This is a genomic window from Rhizobium rosettiformans, assembly GCF_016806065.1.
GTDB lineage: Bacteria > Pseudomonadota > Alphaproteobacteria > Rhizobiales > Rhizobiaceae > Allorhizobium.
On sequence record NZ_CP032405.1, the window covers coordinates 1,000,741 to 1,016,670 of the forward strand.

General features: G+C 61.4%; 18 protein-coding genes. 4 read left to right on the forward strand and 14 right to left on the reverse strand.

Annotation, left to right across the window (positions count from 1 at the left end; genetic code table 11):
* Positions 1-39: 39 nt before the first annotated feature.
* From sucD to sdhC, 9 genes are all read right to left on the reverse strand, one after another.
* A complete protein-coding gene (gene sucD, locus D4A92_RS04800) occupies positions 40-942 on the reverse strand; it encodes a succinate--CoA ligase subunit alpha (RefSeq protein WP_203018459.1) in 903 nt (300 codons plus the stop codon).
* Positions 943-959: 17 nt separating this feature from the next.
* Positions 960-2,153, reverse strand: coding sequence for an ADP-forming succinate--CoA ligase subunit beta (gene sucC / locus D4A92_RS04805; protein ID WP_203018461.1), 1,194 nt, complete (start codon positions 2,151-2,153; stop codon positions 960-962).
* Between the two features lie 45 nt (positions 2,154-2,198).
* Positions 2,199-3,161: a malate dehydrogenase gene (gene mdh, locus D4A92_RS04810; protein WP_054150409.1), complete on the reverse strand. Its 963-nt coding sequence runs from the start codon at positions 3,159-3,161 to the stop codon at positions 2,199-2,201.
* Between the two features lie 161 nt (positions 3,162-3,322).
* On the reverse strand, positions 3,323-4,498 hold the full coding sequence (gene zapE, locus D4A92_RS04815) for a cell division protein ZapE (protein WP_203018463.1): 1,176 nt from the start codon (positions 4,496-4,498) through the stop codon (positions 3,323-3,325).
* Between the two features lie 60 nt (positions 4,499-4,558).
* Complete coding sequence (locus D4A92_RS04820; protein WP_006724459.1) at positions 4,559-5,089, reverse strand: protease inhibitor Inh/omp19 family protein; 531 nt, start codon at positions 5,087-5,089, stop codon at positions 4,559-4,561.
* A gap of 182 nt (positions 5,090-5,271) precedes the next feature.
* On the reverse strand, positions 5,272-6,051 hold the full coding sequence (locus tag D4A92_RS04825; RefSeq protein WP_006724458.1) for a succinate dehydrogenase iron-sulfur subunit: 780 nt from the start codon (positions 6,049-6,051) through the stop codon (positions 5,272-5,274).
* A 15-nt stretch (positions 6,052-6,066) separates the two neighbouring features.
* Positions 6,067-7,911 (reverse strand): succinate dehydrogenase flavoprotein subunit, encoded by a 1,845-nt coding sequence (sdhA, locus tag D4A92_RS04830; RefSeq protein ID WP_006724457.1) that lies wholly within the window; start codon positions 7,909-7,911, stop codon positions 6,067-6,069.
* 6 nt (positions 7,912-7,917) lie between these two features.
* On the reverse strand, positions 7,918-8,298 hold the full coding sequence (sdhD, locus tag D4A92_RS04835) for a succinate dehydrogenase, hydrophobic membrane anchor protein (protein ID WP_006724456.1): 381 nt from the start codon (positions 8,296-8,298) through the stop codon (positions 7,918-7,920).
* Between the two features lie 11 nt (positions 8,299-8,309).
* Positions 8,310-8,705, reverse strand: coding sequence for a succinate dehydrogenase, cytochrome b556 subunit (gene sdhC, locus D4A92_RS04840; protein WP_203018464.1), 396 nt, complete (start codon positions 8,703-8,705; stop codon positions 8,310-8,312).
* 307 nt (positions 8,706-9,012) lie between these two features.
* On the opposite strand from sdhC, the gene D4A92_RS04845 reads away from it, so the two are divergent.
* The gene (locus D4A92_RS04845; protein ID WP_246754029.1) at positions 9,013-9,351 is read left to right on the forward strand and encodes a hypothetical protein; all 339 of its coding nucleotides are present in this window, start codon (positions 9,013-9,015) and stop codon (positions 9,349-9,351) included.
* On the opposite strand, the gene D4A92_RS04850 is transcribed toward D4A92_RS04845, so the two are convergent.
* The 5 genes from D4A92_RS04850 to tsaD are packed head-to-tail and all read right to left on the reverse strand — an operon-like array spanning position 9,348 to position 12,833.
* Positions 9,348-9,992 carry a class I SAM-dependent methyltransferase gene (locus D4A92_RS04850; RefSeq protein ID WP_203018466.1) on the reverse strand — a complete coding sequence of 215 codons (645 nt, stop codon included), beginning with the start codon at positions 9,990-9,992 and terminating at the stop codon, positions 9,348-9,350. The two genes, D4A92_RS04845 and D4A92_RS04850, sit on opposite strands and share 4 nt — an antisense overlap.
* A gap of 7 nt (positions 9,993-9,999) precedes the next feature.
* Positions 10,000-10,431: an EVE domain-containing protein gene (locus tag D4A92_RS04855; RefSeq protein ID WP_203018467.1), complete on the reverse strand. Its 432-nt coding sequence runs from the start codon at positions 10,429-10,431 to the stop codon at positions 10,000-10,002.
* A 5-nt stretch (positions 10,432-10,436) separates the two neighbouring features.
* Positions 10,437-10,730, reverse strand: coding sequence for a YciI-like protein (locus tag D4A92_RS04860; protein ID WP_203018468.1), 294 nt, complete (start codon positions 10,728-10,730; stop codon positions 10,437-10,439).
* 22 nt (positions 10,731-10,752) lie between these two features.
* A complete protein-coding gene (locus D4A92_RS04865) occupies positions 10,753-11,742 on the reverse strand; it encodes an NAD(P)H-dependent glycerol-3-phosphate dehydrogenase (RefSeq protein ID WP_203018469.1) in 990 nt (329 codons plus the stop codon).
* Positions 11,739-12,833, reverse strand: a complete 1,095-nt coding sequence (gene tsaD / locus D4A92_RS04870) for a tRNA (adenosine(37)-N6)-threonylcarbamoyltransferase complex transferase subunit TsaD (RefSeq protein ID WP_203018470.1) — start codon at positions 12,831-12,833, stop codon at positions 11,739-11,741. The genes D4A92_RS04865 and tsaD overlap by 4 nt, the downstream gene beginning before the upstream one ends.
* Positions 12,834-12,906: 73 nt before the next feature.
* Here tsaD and hemC point away from each other — a divergent pair, with 73 nt between their 5' ends.
* From hemC to D4A92_RS04885, 3 genes are all read left to right on the forward strand, one after another.
* Positions 12,907-13,836 (forward strand): hydroxymethylbilane synthase, encoded by a 930-nt coding sequence (gene hemC / locus D4A92_RS04875; RefSeq protein WP_203018471.1) that lies wholly within the window; start codon positions 12,907-12,909, stop codon positions 13,834-13,836.
* Between the two features lie 3 nt (positions 13,837-13,839).
* Positions 13,840-14,559, forward strand: a complete 720-nt coding sequence (locus tag D4A92_RS04880) for a uroporphyrinogen-III synthase (protein WP_203018472.1) — start codon at positions 13,840-13,842, stop codon at positions 14,557-14,559.
* 90 nt (positions 14,560-14,649) lie between these two features.
* Positions 14,650-15,927 (forward strand): mitofilin family membrane protein, encoded by a 1,278-nt coding sequence (locus tag D4A92_RS04885; RefSeq protein WP_203018474.1) that lies wholly within the window; start codon positions 14,650-14,652, stop codon positions 15,925-15,927.
* Positions 15,928-15,930: the final 3 nt, after the last annotated feature.

Genomic DNA, 15,930 nt, shown 5'->3' on the forward strand with positions numbered 1-15,930 from the left:
GCGGACCAACCCTTCGCCTGGCTTGATTTTCGTCAGGTCTCAGCCCTTGAGGACTTCGACCAGGGTCTTGCCCAGACGTGCCGGCGAAGGCGAAACCTTGATGCCAGCTGCTTCCATGGCTTCGATCTTCGATTCTGCATCGCCCTTGCCGCCGGATACGACAGCACCGGCATGACCCATGGTGCGGCCCTTCGGAGCAGTCCGGCCCGCGATGAAGCCGGCCATCGGCTTCTTGCGGCCCTTCTTGGCTTCGTCGATCAGGAACTGGGCTGCATCTTCTTCAGCCGAACCACCGATTTCGCCGATCATGATGATCGAGGTCGTGGCTTCGTCAGCGAGGAACATTTCGAGCACGTCGATGAACTCGGTACCCTTGACCGGGTCGCCACCGATACCGACAGCAGTCGTCTGGCCGAGGCCTTCATTCGAAGTCTGGAACACCGCTTCATAGGTCAATGTTCCCGAGCGCGAGACGATACCGACCGAACCCTTGCGGAAGATCGAGCCCGGCATGATGCCGATCTTGCATTCTTCCGGTGTCAGGATACCCGGGCAGTTCGGACCGAGAAGGCGCGACTTGGACTTGTCGAGCTTGGCCTTGACCCGCACCATGTCCATGACCGGGATGCCCTCGGTGATGCAGGTGATGAACGGGATCTCGGCGTCAATCGCCTCGATGATGGCGTCAGCAGCGCCTGCCGGCGGAACGTAGATCACGGATGCGTCGGCACCGGTCTTTTCCTTGGCTTCGGCAACGGTTGCGAAGATCGGCAGGGTTTCACCCTTGGAGCCGGTCCAGTTTTCGCCACCCTTCTTCGGATGGATACCGCCGACCATCTGCGTGCCATAATAGGCAAGCGCCTGTTCGGTGTGGAAGGTGCCGGTCTTGCCGGTCAGGCCCTGAACGAGGACCTTGGTGTTCTTGTTTACAAGAATGGACATCGAATAGGTTCCTCAGATTAGCCGTTGATCGCCGCGACGATCTTCTTGGCAGCGTCGTCCAGATCGTCGGCCGCGGTGATCGCGAGACCGGATTCGTTCAGGAGCTTCTTGCCAAGTTCGACATTGGTGCCTTCGAGGCGCACGACGAGCGGAACCTTCAGGCCGACTTCCTTCACGGCGGCAATGACGCCTTCCGCGATGACGTCGCACTTCATGATGCCGCCGAAGATGTTGACGAGGATGCCCTCGACCTTAGGGTCAGCGGTGATGATCTTGAAGGCAGCCGCGACCTTCTCCTTGCCAGCGCCACCGCCGACGTCGCAGAAGTTTGCCGGCTCCTTGCCGTACAGCTTGATGATGTCCATCGTCGCCATGGCGAGACCGGCACCATTGACCATGCAGCCGATATTGCCGTCGAGCGCCACGTAAGCGAGATCCCACTTGGAGGCTTCGATTTCCTTGGCGTCTTCTTCGGTCTCGTCGCGCAGCGCGCGAACGTCGTCATGGCGGAACAGCGCGTTGCCGTCGAAGGACATCTTGGCGTCGAGCACGCGCAGATGGTCATTCTTCATGACGATCAGCGGGTTCACCTCGAGCAGAGCCATGTCCTTCTCGACAAAGGCCTTGTAGAGGATCGGGAACAGCGCCTTGGCGTCTTCCGCAGCAGCGCCGGTCAGTTCGAGCGCAGCCGAGATCTTCGCAACGTCGGCATCGGTGACGCCGGTTTCCGGGTCGATCGCGATCGTGTGGATCTTTTCCGGCGTGTCATGGGCGACGGCTTCGATGTCCATGCCGCCTTCCGTCGAGACGACGAAGGCAACCTGGCCGACCGAGCGGTCGACGAGCAGCGAGCAATAGAGTTCGCGGGCGATGTCGGCACCGTCTTCGATGTAGAGACGGTTGACCTGCTTGCCGGCGTCGCCGGTCTGGGCCGTCACCAGCGTGTTGCCGAACATTTCCTTGGCATGCGCCTTGGCTTCATCGATCGAGAAAGCGAGGCGAACGCCGCCTTTGGCGTCCGGCGACAGTTCCTTGAACTTGCCCTTGCCGCGGCCACCAGCGTGGATCTGGCTCTTGACGACATAGAGCGGGCCCGGCAGCTGCTTTGCGGCAGCTTCGGCTTCTTCCGCGGAGAAGATCGCCACACCCTCGGCGACCGGTGCACCAAAGCTCTTCAGAAGAGCCTTGGCCTGATATTCATGAATGTTCATTGTCGTGTCCCTGTTCTGGGTCGCCCGATAGTGGGGCTAAGGCAATTACTTGAGAGCCGGAGCGATGTTGATGCACGCTTCGCAGAGGCCGGCAACGGCGCCGACTGACTTCTGGAAGGCTTCTTCTTCGGCCTTGTTCAGGTCGATTTCGATGATGCGCTCAACGCCGCCTTCACCGATGACGACGGGAACGCCGACATACATGTCCTTCACGCCGTACTGGCCGGTTAGGTAGGCGGCGCAAGGCAGGACGCGCTTCTTGTCCTTGAGGTAGGACTCGGCCATCTCGATGGCGGAAGCAGCCGGTGCGTAGTAGGCCGAGCCGGTCTTCAGCAGACCGACGATCTCGGCGCCACCGTCACGGGTGCGCTGGATGATTTCTTCGAGGCGTTCCTTGGTGACCCAGCCCATCTTCACGAGGTCGGTCAGCGGGATGCCGCCAACGGTCGAGTAACGAGCGAGCGGCACCATGGTGTCGCCGTGGCCGCCGAGAACGAAGGCGGTGACGTCCTGGACGGAAACGTTGAATTCTTCAGACAGGAAGTGACGGAAACGACCGGAGTCGAGAACGCCGGCCATGCCGACGACCTTGTTGGTCGGCAGGCCCGAGAACTTCTGCAGGGCCCATACCATCGCGTCGAGCGGGTTGGTGATGCAGATGACGAAGGCGTTCGGGGCATACTTCTTGATGCCGGCGCCGACCTGTTCCATGACCTTGAGGTTGATGCCGAGCAGGTCGTCGCGGCTCATGCCGGGCTTGCGGGCAACGCCGGCAGTGACGATGCAGACGTCAGCACCTTCGATGGCGGCGTAATCGCTCGCGCCGGAAAGCTTGGCATTGAAGCCCTCGACCGGACCGGACTGGGCGATGTCGAGACCCTTGCCCTGGGGGATGCCGTCAGCAATGTCGAACAGGACGATGTCGCCCAGTTCCTTCAGACTGGCGAGATGCGCCAGCGTTCCACCAATCATTCCAGAACCGATAAGAGCGATCTTTTTGCGCGCCATTGTAGACTTCCTTTTGGATCCGCGACCAAGGTCGAGACAAGTTTTAGCCTGCCCTTGTGGACAAACCGCATAGCTCCAAAGGGTGTAAATCGCAAACGATAATTTTCAGTGTATCAATTTCAATCGGTTAGAAGATAAAATTCTTACGTAAACGTCAAAAATTATGTCACTGAGCCGTCATGATTTTGACGTTTTGACTGATGCAGCGCGAGGTAATCTGCGCTGCGCATTTCGAAAAGACGCGAAACTGTTCGATCAAATTCAAAGCCTTCGGTGCCCTTCTTTTCCGTCAGAAGGGCTTCCGGCATCGCAACGGCGGACGCGAACAGCCGCACACCGGCGTCATAAAGAGCATCGATCAGGATGATGAAGCGTTTCGTCTCATTCCGCTTCTCGGGGCCGAGATGCGGAATGTTCTCGACGAAAACCACATCGAAGCGCTTGGCGATCGCCAGATAGTCGGATGCGCCGAGCGGACGCTCGCAGAGATCGCGGAAGCTGAAGCGCGCAGCCCGGCCAGCCGCACGCGGGATCTCGATGGTCCTGCCCTTCATCTCGATCGACGTATCAACCTCGGGCGCACCTTCAGTCACACGTCTCCAGGCAATGTCCATCATCTTCGGCGCGTCGTCGAGCGGTGCGATGTAGACCGGAAGGCTCTCCATCTTTTCCAGACGGTAGTCGGTCGGAGAATCGAGCGTCGAGACATCGACATTCTTTTTCAGCAGATCGACGAAGGGTAGAAACAGTCCACGGTTCAGCCCATCCCGATAGAGGTTGTCAGGCTCGACATTTGACGTTGCCACCAGCGTGCAACCCCGCGCAAAAAGCTCGGTGAAAAGTCGTGCGAGGATCATCGCATCGGCGATATCGGTCACCGTGAACTCGTCGAAGCAGAGGAGCTGCGCTTCTTCGCGAAGTGCTGCCGCGACCGGCGGCACGGGATCGGCCTGCTTCGTTTCGCCGGTCTTCAGTTTCTGGCGATGAGCATGAATCCGCGCATGCACGTCGGCCATGAACTCGTGGAAATGCGCGCGGCGCTTCTTCTCGACGGGTGCGAGCTTGAAGAACAGGTCCATGAGCATGGTCTTGCCCCGACCGACGCTGCCATGGACATAAAGACCCTTAATGGGGATTTCCTGTTTGCGCCGCTGGGCAAACATCCAGCCCAGCGCGCTCTTCTTGGCAGCGGGCTTGCGCGCCTTGAACTCTGTCAGGATACGGTCAAGCTTCTCGGCAACGCCGAACTGATGGCGATCAGGCTGAAGTGTTCCCGCCTCCGTCATCGCGCGCAACTGCTCGACGACGCTCAAGCCGTAGTCAGGAACTGGCTGCATGAATGAATGTCCCGCCGGGAGGGTGGCCCAAGGCGGGCCACCGCAGGAATGAGAAGAGGATCAGCGGCTGAGGCTGACCGGCTGGCCGGACGCGGTGCTGCCGTCGAACCTGGCATCGGCGGTCTTGTAGAGGCTGCCGATCGTATTGCCGTTGCGGTCCTTGAGCACGACCTGCTTGCCGCCCGCCACTTCCCAGGAACCCATCGTCGTGAGTTCGCCAGCACAGCCGCGGGTGCCGCCACGCGAGCCGCTGCCAAGATTGGTGAGGGTCAGGAACATGTCGCAGCTTGCGCCAGCGCTCTGGACGCGCCAGTTGCCGACCATCGATTCCTTGGTGACGTCGAGCGCGGTGGCTGGAGCGCCAGCAGCGCCGACGGCAGCCGCCGTATTCGTTGCCGGAGCAGCAGGGAACTGATTGGGGTCAGCCGAGCCGGGCGGCGGAAGCTGGCCGGACTGCACCGAGGGTACCGGCTGTGCCTGCAGCGGCGGAAGAGCGCTGTTGGCGGAATTCATGTTGCTGTAGGATGTACGCTGGCACCCCGCGAGCGCCAGAAGGATGGCTGCTCCGGTGACTGCATGGCTGAATTTCATCATTATACTCCCGCTCTCGCGACCTGCGCCGCAACCTGCCGTACAACTGGGTTTTAAATATGTTACGTGAATATGGTTAATCAAGTTCCATATCGCGCCCGATCGATAGCCGGCACTATAAGGATAAATTAAGGCCGCCCGAAACAGTTCCGGACGGCCTCTCATTCTTTTGACAATGTGGCTCAGGCGCGACGCTCGACCATCATCTTCTTGATTTCCGCGATCGCCTTAGCCGGGTTCAGCCCCTTCGGGCAGGCCTGCGCGCAGTTCATGATCGTGTGGCAACGATAGAGGCGGAAGGGATCCTCGAGATTATCGAGGCGCTCGCCGGTCGCTTCGTCGCGGCTATCGATCAGCCAGCGATAGGCCTGCAGCAGCACGGCCGGACCGAGATAACGGTCACCGTTCCACCAATAGCTGGGACAGGAGGTCGAGCAGCAGGCGCAGAGAATGCACTCGTAGAGACCGTCGAGCTTCTGGCGATCCTCGTGGCTCTGCTTCCATTCCTTCGCCGGAGGCGGCGACACCGTCTGCAGCCAGGGCTCGATCGAACGATGCTGGGCATAGAAGTTCGAGAGGTCAGGCACCAGATCCTTGACCACAGGCATATGCGGCAACGGATAGACCTTAACGGTCCCATTCACCTCATCCATGCCCTTGGTGCAGGCAAGCGTGTTCGTGCCATCGATGTTCATCGCGCACGAGCCGCAGATGCCTTCACGACAGGAACGGCGCAGCGTCAGCGTCGGGTCGATATTGTTCTTGATGTAGAGAAGGCCATCGAGAACCATCGGGCCGCAATCGTCGACATCGATGTAGTAGGTATCGATGCGCGGATTGGCGCCATCATCCGGGTTCCAGCGATAGACCCGGTATTCGCGCACGTTCTTGGCGCCGGCCGGCTTCGGCCAGACCTTGCCTTCGGTGACCTGGGAATTCTTGGGGAGAGCGAGTTCTACCATGATGAGTTCCTCAAATCAGTAGACGCGAGCCTTGGGCGCGATCTTCTGGGGATCGATGCCTTCAGCGATGAGCTCGGTATGAACAGGACGGTAGTCGAGCTTGACGTCGCCCGCTTCCGAAACCCAGGCCAGCGTATGCTTGCGCCAGTTCTCGTCGTCGCGACCGCCAAACGGACCGGAGGTGTAGTCTTCGCGCGCATGCGAACCACGGCTCTCCTTGCGGGCCTCGGCGCCATAGACCGTGGTGATCGCATTGGCCATCAGGTTGTGCAGCTCGAGGGTCTCGACCAGATCCGAGTTCCAGATCATCGAACGGTCGGTGACCTTGATGTCTGGCAGCTCCTTCCAGATCGCCGACAGACGCTGGCAGCCACTTTCAAGCGATTCCTGCGTGCGGAAGACGGCCGCGTCTTCCTGCATGGCGCGCTGCATCTTGTCGCGCAGCACGGCGGTCGGGGTCTGGCCCGAAGCGTGACGCGTGTTGTCGAAGCGGTCCATGATCTTGTCGCAGGCAGCGACATTGAGCGCCGGGATCGGCGAGGTACGGTCGATGACCTCAGCAGCCCGGATAGCTGCAGCGCGACCGAAGACGACAAGGTCGATCAGCGAGTTCGAGCCGAGACGGTTTGCCCCGTGAACAGACGCGCAACCAGCTTCACCGACGGCCATCAGGCCCGGAATGATGCGTTCCGGATTGTTGGAGTCGGCGTTCAGCACTTCGCCCCAATAGTTCGTCGGAATGCCGCCCATGTTGTAGTGAACAGTCGGCAGAACCGGGATCGGCTCGCGGGTCACATCGACGCCGGCAAAGATCTTGGCCGATTCCGAGATACCCGGCAGTCGTTCGTGCAGGACGGCGGGATCAAGGTGGTCGAGATGCAGGAAGATGTGGTCCTTGTTCTTGCCGACGCCGCGGCCTTCACGGATTTCCATCGTCATGCAACGCGAGACGACGTCACGCGAGGCAAGATCCTTGGCGGACGGGGCGTAACGCTCCATGAAGCGCTCGCCTTCGGAGTTGACGAGATAACCGCCTTCGCCGCGTGCGCCTTCGGTAATCAGACAGCCGGCGCCGTAGATGCCGGTCGGGTGGAACTGGACGAATTCCATGTCCTGCAGCGGAAGACCCGCGCGGGCAATCATGCCGCCGCCGTCGCCGGTGCAGGTGTGCGCGGACGTCGCCGAGAAGTAGGCGCGGCCATAACCACCCGTCGCCAAAACGACCATCTTCGCGGAGAAGCGATGGATGGTGCCGTCGTCGAGGTTCCAGGCAACGACGCCGGTGCAGCGGCTGCCATCGTCAGACATGATCAGATCGAGCGCGAAATACTCGATGAAGAACTCCGCATTGTTGCGCAGCGACTGGCCGTAAAGCGTGTGCAGGATGGCGTGGCCGGTACGGTCGGCAGCAGCACAGGTGCGCTGTACCGGCGGGCCTTCGCCATAGTTCTGCATGTGACCGCCGAAGGGGCGCTGATAGATCTTGCCTTCTTCATTACGCGAGAAGGGAACACCGTAATGCTCGAGCTCATAGACCGCCTTCGGCGCTTCCATGGCGAGATACTGCATGGCATCGACATCACCGAGCCAGTCGGAACCCTTGACGGTGTCATAGAGGTGCCACTGCCAGCAGTCGGGCGTCATGTTGTTCAGCGAAGCGGCAATACCGCCCTGGGCCGCAACGGTGTGTGAGCGGGTCGGGAAGACCTTGGTGATGCAGGCCGTCTTGAAGCCCTGTTCGGCCATGCCGAGCGTCGCGCGAAGGCCAGCACCACCGGCGCCGACGACCACGACGTCGTAGGAATGGTCAACATAGGTATAGGCTTTGCCGGTCTGGGCGAAGTTATGAATGGTTGCCATGTTGATTTACCCTACGAATGCGATCTTCAAGATGGCGAAAAGACAGAGACCACCAATCAGGATCGCGAAGAACGTGTTCAGCATCAGAAGCAGAAGCTTGGCGATCTCCGCATGGACATAGTCCTCGATGATCACCTGCATGCCGAGCTTCATATGGATCAGGGCCGAAAGCACGACCAGACCCATGACGACGGCAACGAGCGGGTGCGACAATGCGCCAACCACCTCGGCATAGGGCGCGCCGTTGTACATGACCAGAAAGCCGACGAAGAAGAGGATCAGCGGGATGTTCGAAACGGCCGTCAGACGCTGACGCCAGAAGTGCTCTGTGCCTTCCTTGGCCGAGCCGAGACCGCGGACCTTGCCGAGCGGAGTGCGCATATCCATGAAATGGTGCCTCAGGTGCGAATGATATAGGCGACGACCCAGACGAGGATCGTCAGGACGACGGACGCGATGATGTTCGCCTTGGCGAGCTTCGTCGAGAAATGCTTCTCGAAGCCATAGCCGACATCCCACATCAGGTGGCGAAGTCCGCCAAGCATGTGGTGGATCAGTGCCCAGGTATAACCGAACAGGATCAGGCGACCGATGATGGTTCCCATGAACCAGTTGACCCATTCGAAGTACTCGGCGCCGGTGGAGGCTGCCACGAGCCACCAAGCCACGAGGATCGTGCCGAAATATAGAGCCGCACCGGTGATGCGGTGCAGGATCGACATGACCATGGTGGGGATCGGCTTGTAGATTTGCAGGTGCGGCGACAGGGGCCGGTTTTTAGTCACATTCGCCATCTAAACCTCGCGGCGTCTCGATGCGGTCCGAGAGTCCGGACATATTGTTTGCAATGCGTCATAACGTTTGTGGCATTGCATCAGGGGGACGTTTAATCCTCGAAACCCCGGACGACAAGCACATTCGCTTGACGATTTCAATTTAATCGATTCGCGTGAACAGACCTTAAGCGTCCATGCGAACCGCATTCCTCCATACGAAAAAAGCGTTGAGATGGATGACTTTAGCAACCAGTTGCGGCATGTTGCGTTAACGATTTGTTAACTGCGTTCCGGAGGTTGCCGCATGCTAAAGTATGGTTCCGTTTTGACAGCTGCGGCCATCGCGCTCATCTCCACCGCCGACGGCGGCCTCGCCGGGGAGCGGCATGACCGAGGCCATGGCCATTACAAATCCCAGGGCCAGGCCGTGATCGGCAGCAACGGTCTTCCCTCTGTCATCCCCGGCATCGGCACCTTCGTCGGCAGCGTCTCGGGCCTGCGCATCAAAGGCAACGGCGTGTTCCTGGCCATCGACAGGGGGGTGAGGCCGCAAGTCATAGCCTACCGCGCGCCCAAGGCGAAAATCATTGAAATTTCTGCCGAAAATCCGGATGAGGCCTGCTCGTTTGAAGCCGGCGTATGCGTCATCAGACCGAAGAACTAGAGAAATTTCCAGACGGTCGTCTTCTTGATCTCGCTGTCTTCCAGAATGCGCGTGACCGGCACCTCATAGGTCGCCAGAGGCTCTAGGTGTTCGGTCGGGCGATAGCTTCGCCCGGGATCGCCGACAAGCACCAGACAACCGTCTTTCGCCATGTCCGCGAACCAGGTGACGAGCGCCCGAGCGAAGTCGCTTTCGTAAAAGACGTCACCGGCCAGGATCACCTCGAAATCGACGGATCGACCAATGAGATCCTCGGTGGTGAAGTCGACGCTTACATCGTTGAGGGCGGCATTCAGCCGCACCGCACTTCTGGCCCAAGGATCGATATCGGCGGCTAGCACTTCTGCTGCACCGGCTTTCGCCGCAGCAATGGCTACCATGCCGGAGCCACTGGCGAAATCCAGCACACGCTTGCCCCGAACCGTCTCCGGATGATCGAGCACAAAGCGCGCAAGCCCCTGGCCGCCCGCCCAGGCAAAGGCCCAGAACGGCGGCGGCAGCCCGATCGCCTCCAGATCCTCCTCCGTCTTCAGCCAGAGATCATGCACCTCGCTTGCCAGATGAAGCCGGATTTCCGGCACATGCGGCGGCGAGAGCACGCTGGTGCTTTCGAGGATGAAGCGATCGGGATCCGTCTTCACAGGTGTGTCACACGGGCGGATTTTCGAGGCCGCCCATGCGGCAGACCTCGAAATACTCGTCTTCCGTCACCGGCTGAACGGAAAGCCTCATGGAGGTGACGAGCGCCATCTTCGACAGCTTCTCATTCGCCTTCACGTCCTTGAGGCTGACCGGTTTAGGCATGTCGCAGACGGCGCGGATGTCGACGCAGTCCCAGCGCGCGTCACCCTCGGCGGTCGAATCCGGATGCGAGAGCGCACAGACTTCGACGATCCCAACGATTTCGAGCCCCTCGTTCGAGTGGTAGAAGAAGCCCTTGTCGCCGATCTTCATCGCCCGCATGTTGTTGCGCGCGAGATAATTGCGAACGCCGGTCCATTCCTCGCCGACGTCGCCCTTGGCCTTCTGCATTTCCCAGGACCACTTGAACGGTTCGGACTTGTAGAGCCAGAATGCCATGCCGCTCACGCCTCCGGATTGTTGAAGACCCAGTTATAGGGCTTGATCTCGACCGTTTCGAAGAGGCCGGCTTTCGCATAGGGGTCCTGTGCGGCGAGTGTCTTTGCAGCCTCGATGTCGTCGGCCGCGATGATCAGCATCGAACCGCAGGGCTTGCCCTCGGCATCGAGGAAGGGGCCGGCAATCTTCAGCTGGCCGGCAGCATTCAGCCCGTTCAGCCACTCGACATGCGGCGGACGCGTTTCCATCCGAAGGTTCAGGTGTCCGGGCTTGTCGGCGCAGATGACGGCAAACAGCATCTTGTCTCTCCTAAGGGATCTCTTATTCGGTGGTGATCGGTCGTGACATCAGTTGGGTGATCGCGGTCGGTATGTCCAGCCTGCCGTCGATGATCGCCGCAACGGCCTGCGTGATCGGCATCTCGATCTGGTGACCTTCGGCGAGGCGGGCAGCAACCGCAGCTGCAAAGGCACCCTCGACGAGCGAACCACGCTGGGCTGCGATTGGCTCGCCATGGCCAAGCGCGATGCCGAAACGGAGGTTGCGGGACTGGTGGCTGGTCGCGGTCAGAACAAGGTCGCCGAGGCCAGACAAGCCCCGCACCGTATCCCCTCGCCCGCCCATGGCATCGACCAGTCTAGACATCTCAGCGAGGCCACGGGCGATCAGCGCCGCACGCGCCGAATCACCGAGCCCCATGCCCTCGACGATGCCGCAGGCAATCGCCAGCACGTTCTTCAGTGCGCCGCCGAGCTGCACGCCGATCCGATCATCGGAGGCATAGAGCCGGAACGTCTGGCCGGAAATCGCCTTGGCGAGGTGTTCGGCAAGGGACAGATCCTCTGCAGCAATCGCCATGGCCGTCGGCAGCCCCTTGGCGATATCAGCCGCAAAGCCCGGACCTGACAGCATAGCGATCGGATGATCGGGAAGTGCCGCCTCCAGCACATCGGTCAGAAGGCGAGACGTCTGCTTCTCGATGCCTTTCGCGCAAATGACAACAGGCGCGCCCGGCTTCAGATAGGGACCGTAGGTCTCTGCCGCAGCGACCTGTGCCTGCGAGGGCATGACGAAGAGGACGATATCCGCTGCGGTCAGCTCTTCCGGTCTGGCAGAGAAGGCCAGCGCCTCGGGCAAGCGAATGCCGGGCAGTGCCGCCTCGTGCATCCGACTTTTCGCAAGATCGGCCATCACCGACGCGTCGCGGCCGATCAGAATCGCCTCGGCCTTGCCGGTCTGGGCAATCACGGCGGCAAGCGCCGTCCCGAAGGCGCCTGCACCGATGACGGCGATACGTTGTATCTCGCTCATGCCTTGGCGCCCCGCTTTCCATAAGCGAGCAAGGCCTTGGCATCCTGGTCGAGCGGCCAGCGTGACCGGGGTGCCACAGCAAGATCATCCGAGGGCATGCCAAGCGACATGCGCTCAAGACCCGCCCAGGCGATCATCACGGCATTGTCGGTGCACAGATGATGCGGTGGAGCCACGAAGCGGAAGCGATGCTCGCCGCAGAGCGTGTCGAGCGTTTGGCGTACTTCCTTGTTGGCAGCGACACCGCCGGCGACGACCAGCGCGGGCTCGGCGACTTCGGGATAAGTTTCCTTGAACCGCTGAAGACCTCGGCCGATGCGATCCTTCAGCGTGCGCGAAATGGCATGCTGGAACGAGGCGCAGATATCGGCGATGTCCTGCTCGGTAACAGGCGCGATGCCTTCTGCCGCCTGGCGCACGGCGGTCTTGAGCCCCGAGAAGGAGAAATCGAGGCGCGCCTCGCCGACCAATGGCCGGGGAAAGGCAAACCGCTTAGGATTGCCCGTGGCCGCCGCCCGCTCGACGGCGGGCCCACCCGGATAGGGAAGACCAAGAAGCTTTGCGGTCTTGTCGAAGGCCTCGCCCAGCGCATCGTCGATCGTGGTGCCCCAGCGCTCGTATTCGCCAACGCCTTTGACCAGAACCAATTGCGTGTGGCCGCCCGAAACAAGCAGCATCAGATAGGGAAAAGCGACGCCATCCGTCAGGCGCGCCGTCAGCGCATGACCTTCGAGATGGTTGACGGCGTAAAGCGGCTTGCCCGTCGCCCGCGCGATTGCCTTTCCGGTCATCAGGCCCACCAGCAAACCACCGATCAAGCCAGGGCCCGAGGTAGCAGCGATGGCGTCCACCTCGGCGAGCGTAATGCCGGCCCGGGTCAGGGCCTCCTCGATCAGCGTGTCCAACGCATCGACATGCGCACGCGCCGCAATCTCCGGCACCACGCCACCATAGGCGCTGTGCTCATCGAGCTGGCTCAAGACGACATCAGCCTCGGTGACGGCTGAGCCGTCCGCAAGCCGCGTGACGACAGCCGCTGCCGTCTCGTCACAGCTGGTTTCGATGCCGAGGATGCGCAGTTTGGATGTCATGGAACCTGTTCATTGATTGCGGTCGCCGAGAAACCGGTCTACGAAATCTGTCGGTAACAACGGACAAGTTCGGATGCAAACAAAACCTTTCCGCATCGGCACGCGGGGCAGCCCGCTCGCTCTCGCCCAGGCTTCTGAGACACGGGCACGCCTCATGGTCGCCCATGGGCTACCGGAGGAGATGTTCGAGATCGTGGTGCTCTCGACCAAAGGCGACCGGATCACAGATCGTGCGCTGTCTGAAATCGGCGGAAAGGGACTGTTCACCGAGGAGCTGGAGGATCAGCTTCTCTCGGGCGATCTCGACTTCGCAGTCCATTCGTCCAAGGACATGCCGACCAAGCTGCCGGAAGGGCTGTTTCTCTCGGCCTTCCTGCCACGCGAGGATGTTCGTGATGCCGTCGTTGGCCGCACGGCTCCGACGCTGAAGGAGCTCCCGCACGGTGCGACCGTCGGCTCGTCTTCGCTGCGTCGCCAGGCCCTCATCCGCCGCATCCGTCCCGATATCAACGTCATCACCTTCCGCGGCCTGGTCGACACTCGCCTACGCAAGCTTGCCGACGGCGAAGTAGATGCGACCTTGCTTGCCTTTGCCGGCCTGAAGCGGCTCGGCAAGCCCGAGATCCCGACCGAACTGCTCGACCCGAGCGACTTTCCGCCGGCACCGGCGCAAGGCGCGATCTGCATTGAGAGCCGCATCGGCGATACCAGGGTCAACGATCTGCTCGACGCCATCAATGACCGCGACACCTTCGACGCCGTCAGCTGCGAACGCGCCTTCCTCGGCGCCCTCGATGGCTCCTGCCGCACGCCGATTGCAGGCCTTGCAACAGTAGAGGGCGACGCGATCCGCTTTGCCGGCATGATCCTGACGCCCGACGGCAGCCGCTGGCATGACGTGGAGATCGAGGGAAGCCGGACAGAGGCTGCCGTGCTCGGCGCAAGAGCCGGCGGAACGGTCCGCAGCGCGGCCGGCAGCGACTTCTTCGACAGCTGGAACTGACGGATGCGCGTTCTCGTGACGCGTCCCGAGCCGGCCTCGGCCAGAACCGCCGCCGAACTCGAACGCCGTGGTCATGAGCCCGTGCTCCTGCCCCTGATGCAGGCGCTGCAACAGCCCGAGGCACTCGCTGCCCCTCCCGCACCCGACACAGCTTTCCTTGCCGTGACCAGCGCCGAAGCGATGCGCGTGGTGAAAACGCTTCCGGACGATGCAAGACGCCTCTTCCTCGCCCTGCCCCTCTTCGCCGTCGGTCGCGCGACCGCACGGGCAGCAAGAGAGGCCGGTTTCACGGATGTTTCGGTTGCCGACGGTGACGGACACTCCCTGGCTGGACTGCTCATCGCGAAGTCGGACCAGAATCCGGGCGCATCGATCCTTTATCTGACCGGCACTCCACGCTCTCCAGACTTCGAAGCCAAGCTGCAAGAGGCGGGACGCATGGTGGACGTACGAGAATGTTACCGGATGGTTCCGTCCATCTATCCCGACGCCGCCGTAATCGACAAGCTCACCCCGATGCCGGACACAATTCTTGTCTACTCCTCCGAAACGGCAAGGCGTCTCGGGGAGTTGCACGAACGTTCGAGCGAAGTGCTCGACTGGCCCCAGACACGGTTTCTCTGCCTGAGTGAAAAGATTGCCGACGCCCTGCCGGCAGATTTTCACGCCAGAAGCTGTTGGCCGATGGAACCTCGCGAGGATCTGCTCCTTCTTCTGCTTTGATGCAGTGCCGCGTGAAATGGAACCTCGGGCCTTCCCTTCGCCATGAGGACTGACTAGGTTTAATCACACGCGCGAAATGAAGAGGTTGCCATGGTTTCCGGAAAGCCACCCCGTCGATCGAAAGCCACCGATGATCCGGTGACAATCGACCTGACCGCTGAGGAAACCAAATCCGCCGCGGATTCCGGCAATGCCGAGGCCGATGCTGTCCCATCGGATGCCCCTGCCTCGTCTGCCGTGGCTGACGAGCCGACCGCAAGCAATACAGCTTCGAACGACGCTCCGGCTGAAACGCCAGAAGATCCCTGGACACCTACGCCGGAGCCGACGGCTGAAACCGCCCCTGTCGATGACACGGAAACGCGTGCTGAAACGACAGCGAAGAGCGAGACGACCACCAGCCGGGAACCCGTTCGCCAGTCACCTCCGACCTCGACCCTGGTTGCCTCCGGCATCTTCGGCGGCCTCGTGGCACTCGCTCTTGCCGGCAGCATGCAATATGCCGGGATCGTTCCCGGCCTTGGCCCGGAACAGACGGTCCAGGCTCCCGCCGTGGGCACAGCAGAGCTTGACGCGTTGAAGGCCGAAGTCGCGCGCCTGGCGGCACAACCGGCAGCGCCGGCCACCGACCCTGCACTTGCCGAGCGGATTACCGCGCTTGAAACCAGCGTCGCCAATGCGGGCTCCGAGCCGACCGCCGATGCCGCCGCTGTCGAAGCACTCAAGACGCAGCTGGTCGCTGCAGAACAGGCGATTGAGTCCCTGCGTGCGGAAATCGCCAGCAACAAGCAGGCGCTCGACCAGAGCTCTGCGCGACTTGATGAAGCCGAGCGCAAGCTGGACGAGCCACGCAGCGACGTTGAAATGGCGCGCGCCATCGCCCTTTCCGGCCTGAAGACCGCCATCGATCGCGGCGGCCCGTTCCTGTCAGAGCTTGACGCCTTGAAAAGCGTTTCACCCGAGGATCCGGCGGTTGCCGCACTCACACCGCTTGCAAGCAACGGCGTGCCGTCTCGGTCGGACCTGACACGGCAGTTCAACCAGGTGGCGGAGGAAATCCTCGCCGCCATTCACCAGCCGGAGCAGGGCGAAGGCTGGACGGATCGCCTGATGGCCAGCGCCCGCTCGCTGGTCAAGGTCCGGCCCGTCGGCAATGTCGAGGGCGACACGCCTGAAGCCATCGTCGCCCGCGTTGAGAACAAGTTGCAGAATGGCGACCTCAAGGGCGCGGCCCTCGAATGGGAGACGCTGCCGGAAGCCGGCAAGGCGGCCTCATCCGAGTTTGCGACAACTCTGAAGAACCGGATCGAGGCCGAGGAGCGGGTGTCTGCGGCTCTGTCTCAGACCGTGGCCGGAAATGGAGGCTGACGC

What these genes read in the sequence shown, in the direction of transcription:
- zapE (WP_203018463.1), bottom strand. Translation starts at nt 4,498, where the DNA reads ATGCAGCCAGTTCCTGACTACGGCTTGAGCGTCGTCGAGCAGTTGCGC.
- D4A92_RS04860 (WP_203018468.1), bottom strand. Translation starts at nt 10,730, where the DNA reads ATGCTGTTTGCCGTCATCTGCGCCGACAAGCCCGGACACCTGAACCTT.
- sdhD (WP_006724456.1), bottom strand. Translation starts at nt 8,298, where the DNA reads ATGGATATGCGCACTCCGCTCGGCAAGGTCCGCGGTCTCGGCTCGGCC.
- mdh (WP_054150409.1), bottom strand. Translation starts at nt 3,161, where the DNA reads ATGGCGCGCAAAAAGATCGCTCTTATCGGTTCTGGAATGATTGGTGGA.
- D4A92_RS04885 (WP_203018474.1), top strand. Translation starts at nt 14,650, where the DNA reads ATGGTTTCCGGAAAGCCACCCCGTCGATCGAAAGCCACCGATGATCCG.
- sdhA (WP_006724457.1), bottom strand. Translation starts at nt 7,911, where the DNA reads ATGGCAACCATTCATAACTTCGCCCAGACCGGCAAAGCCTATACCTAT.
- D4A92_RS04820 (WP_006724459.1), bottom strand. Translation starts at nt 5,089, where the DNA reads ATGAAATTCAGCCATGCAGTCACCGGAGCAGCCATCCTTCTGGCGCTC.
- sdhC (WP_203018464.1), bottom strand. Translation starts at nt 8,705, where the DNA reads ATGGCGAATGTGACTAAAAACCGGCCCCTGTCGCCGCACCTGCAAATC.
- sucC (WP_203018461.1), bottom strand. Translation starts at nt 2,153, where the DNA reads ATGAACATTCATGAATATCAGGCCAAGGCTCTTCTGAAGAGCTTTGGT.
- D4A92_RS04865 (WP_203018469.1), bottom strand. Translation starts at nt 11,742, where the DNA reads ATGAGCGAGATACAACGTATCGCCGTCATCGGTGCAGGCGCCTTCGGG.
- sucD (WP_203018459.1), bottom strand. Translation starts at nt 942, where the DNA reads ATGTCCATTCTTGTAAACAAGAACACCAAGGTCCTCGTTCAGGGCCTG.
- tsaD (WP_203018470.1), bottom strand. Translation starts at nt 12,833, where the DNA reads ATGACATCCAAACTGCGCATCCTCGGCATCGAAACCAGCTGTGACGAG.
- D4A92_RS04825 (WP_006724458.1), bottom strand. Translation starts at nt 6,051, where the DNA reads ATGGTAGAACTCGCTCTCCCCAAGAATTCCCAGGTCACCGAAGGCAAG.
- D4A92_RS04855 (WP_203018467.1), bottom strand. Translation starts at nt 10,431, where the DNA reads ATGGCATTCTGGCTCTACAAGTCCGAACCGTTCAAGTGGTCCTGGGAA.
- D4A92_RS04880 (WP_203018472.1), top strand. Translation starts at nt 13,840, where the DNA reads ATGCGCGTTCTCGTGACGCGTCCCGAGCCGGCCTCGGCCAGAACCGCC.
- hemC (WP_203018471.1), top strand. Translation starts at nt 12,907, where the DNA reads ATGCAAACAAAACCTTTCCGCATCGGCACGCGGGGCAGCCCGCTCGCT.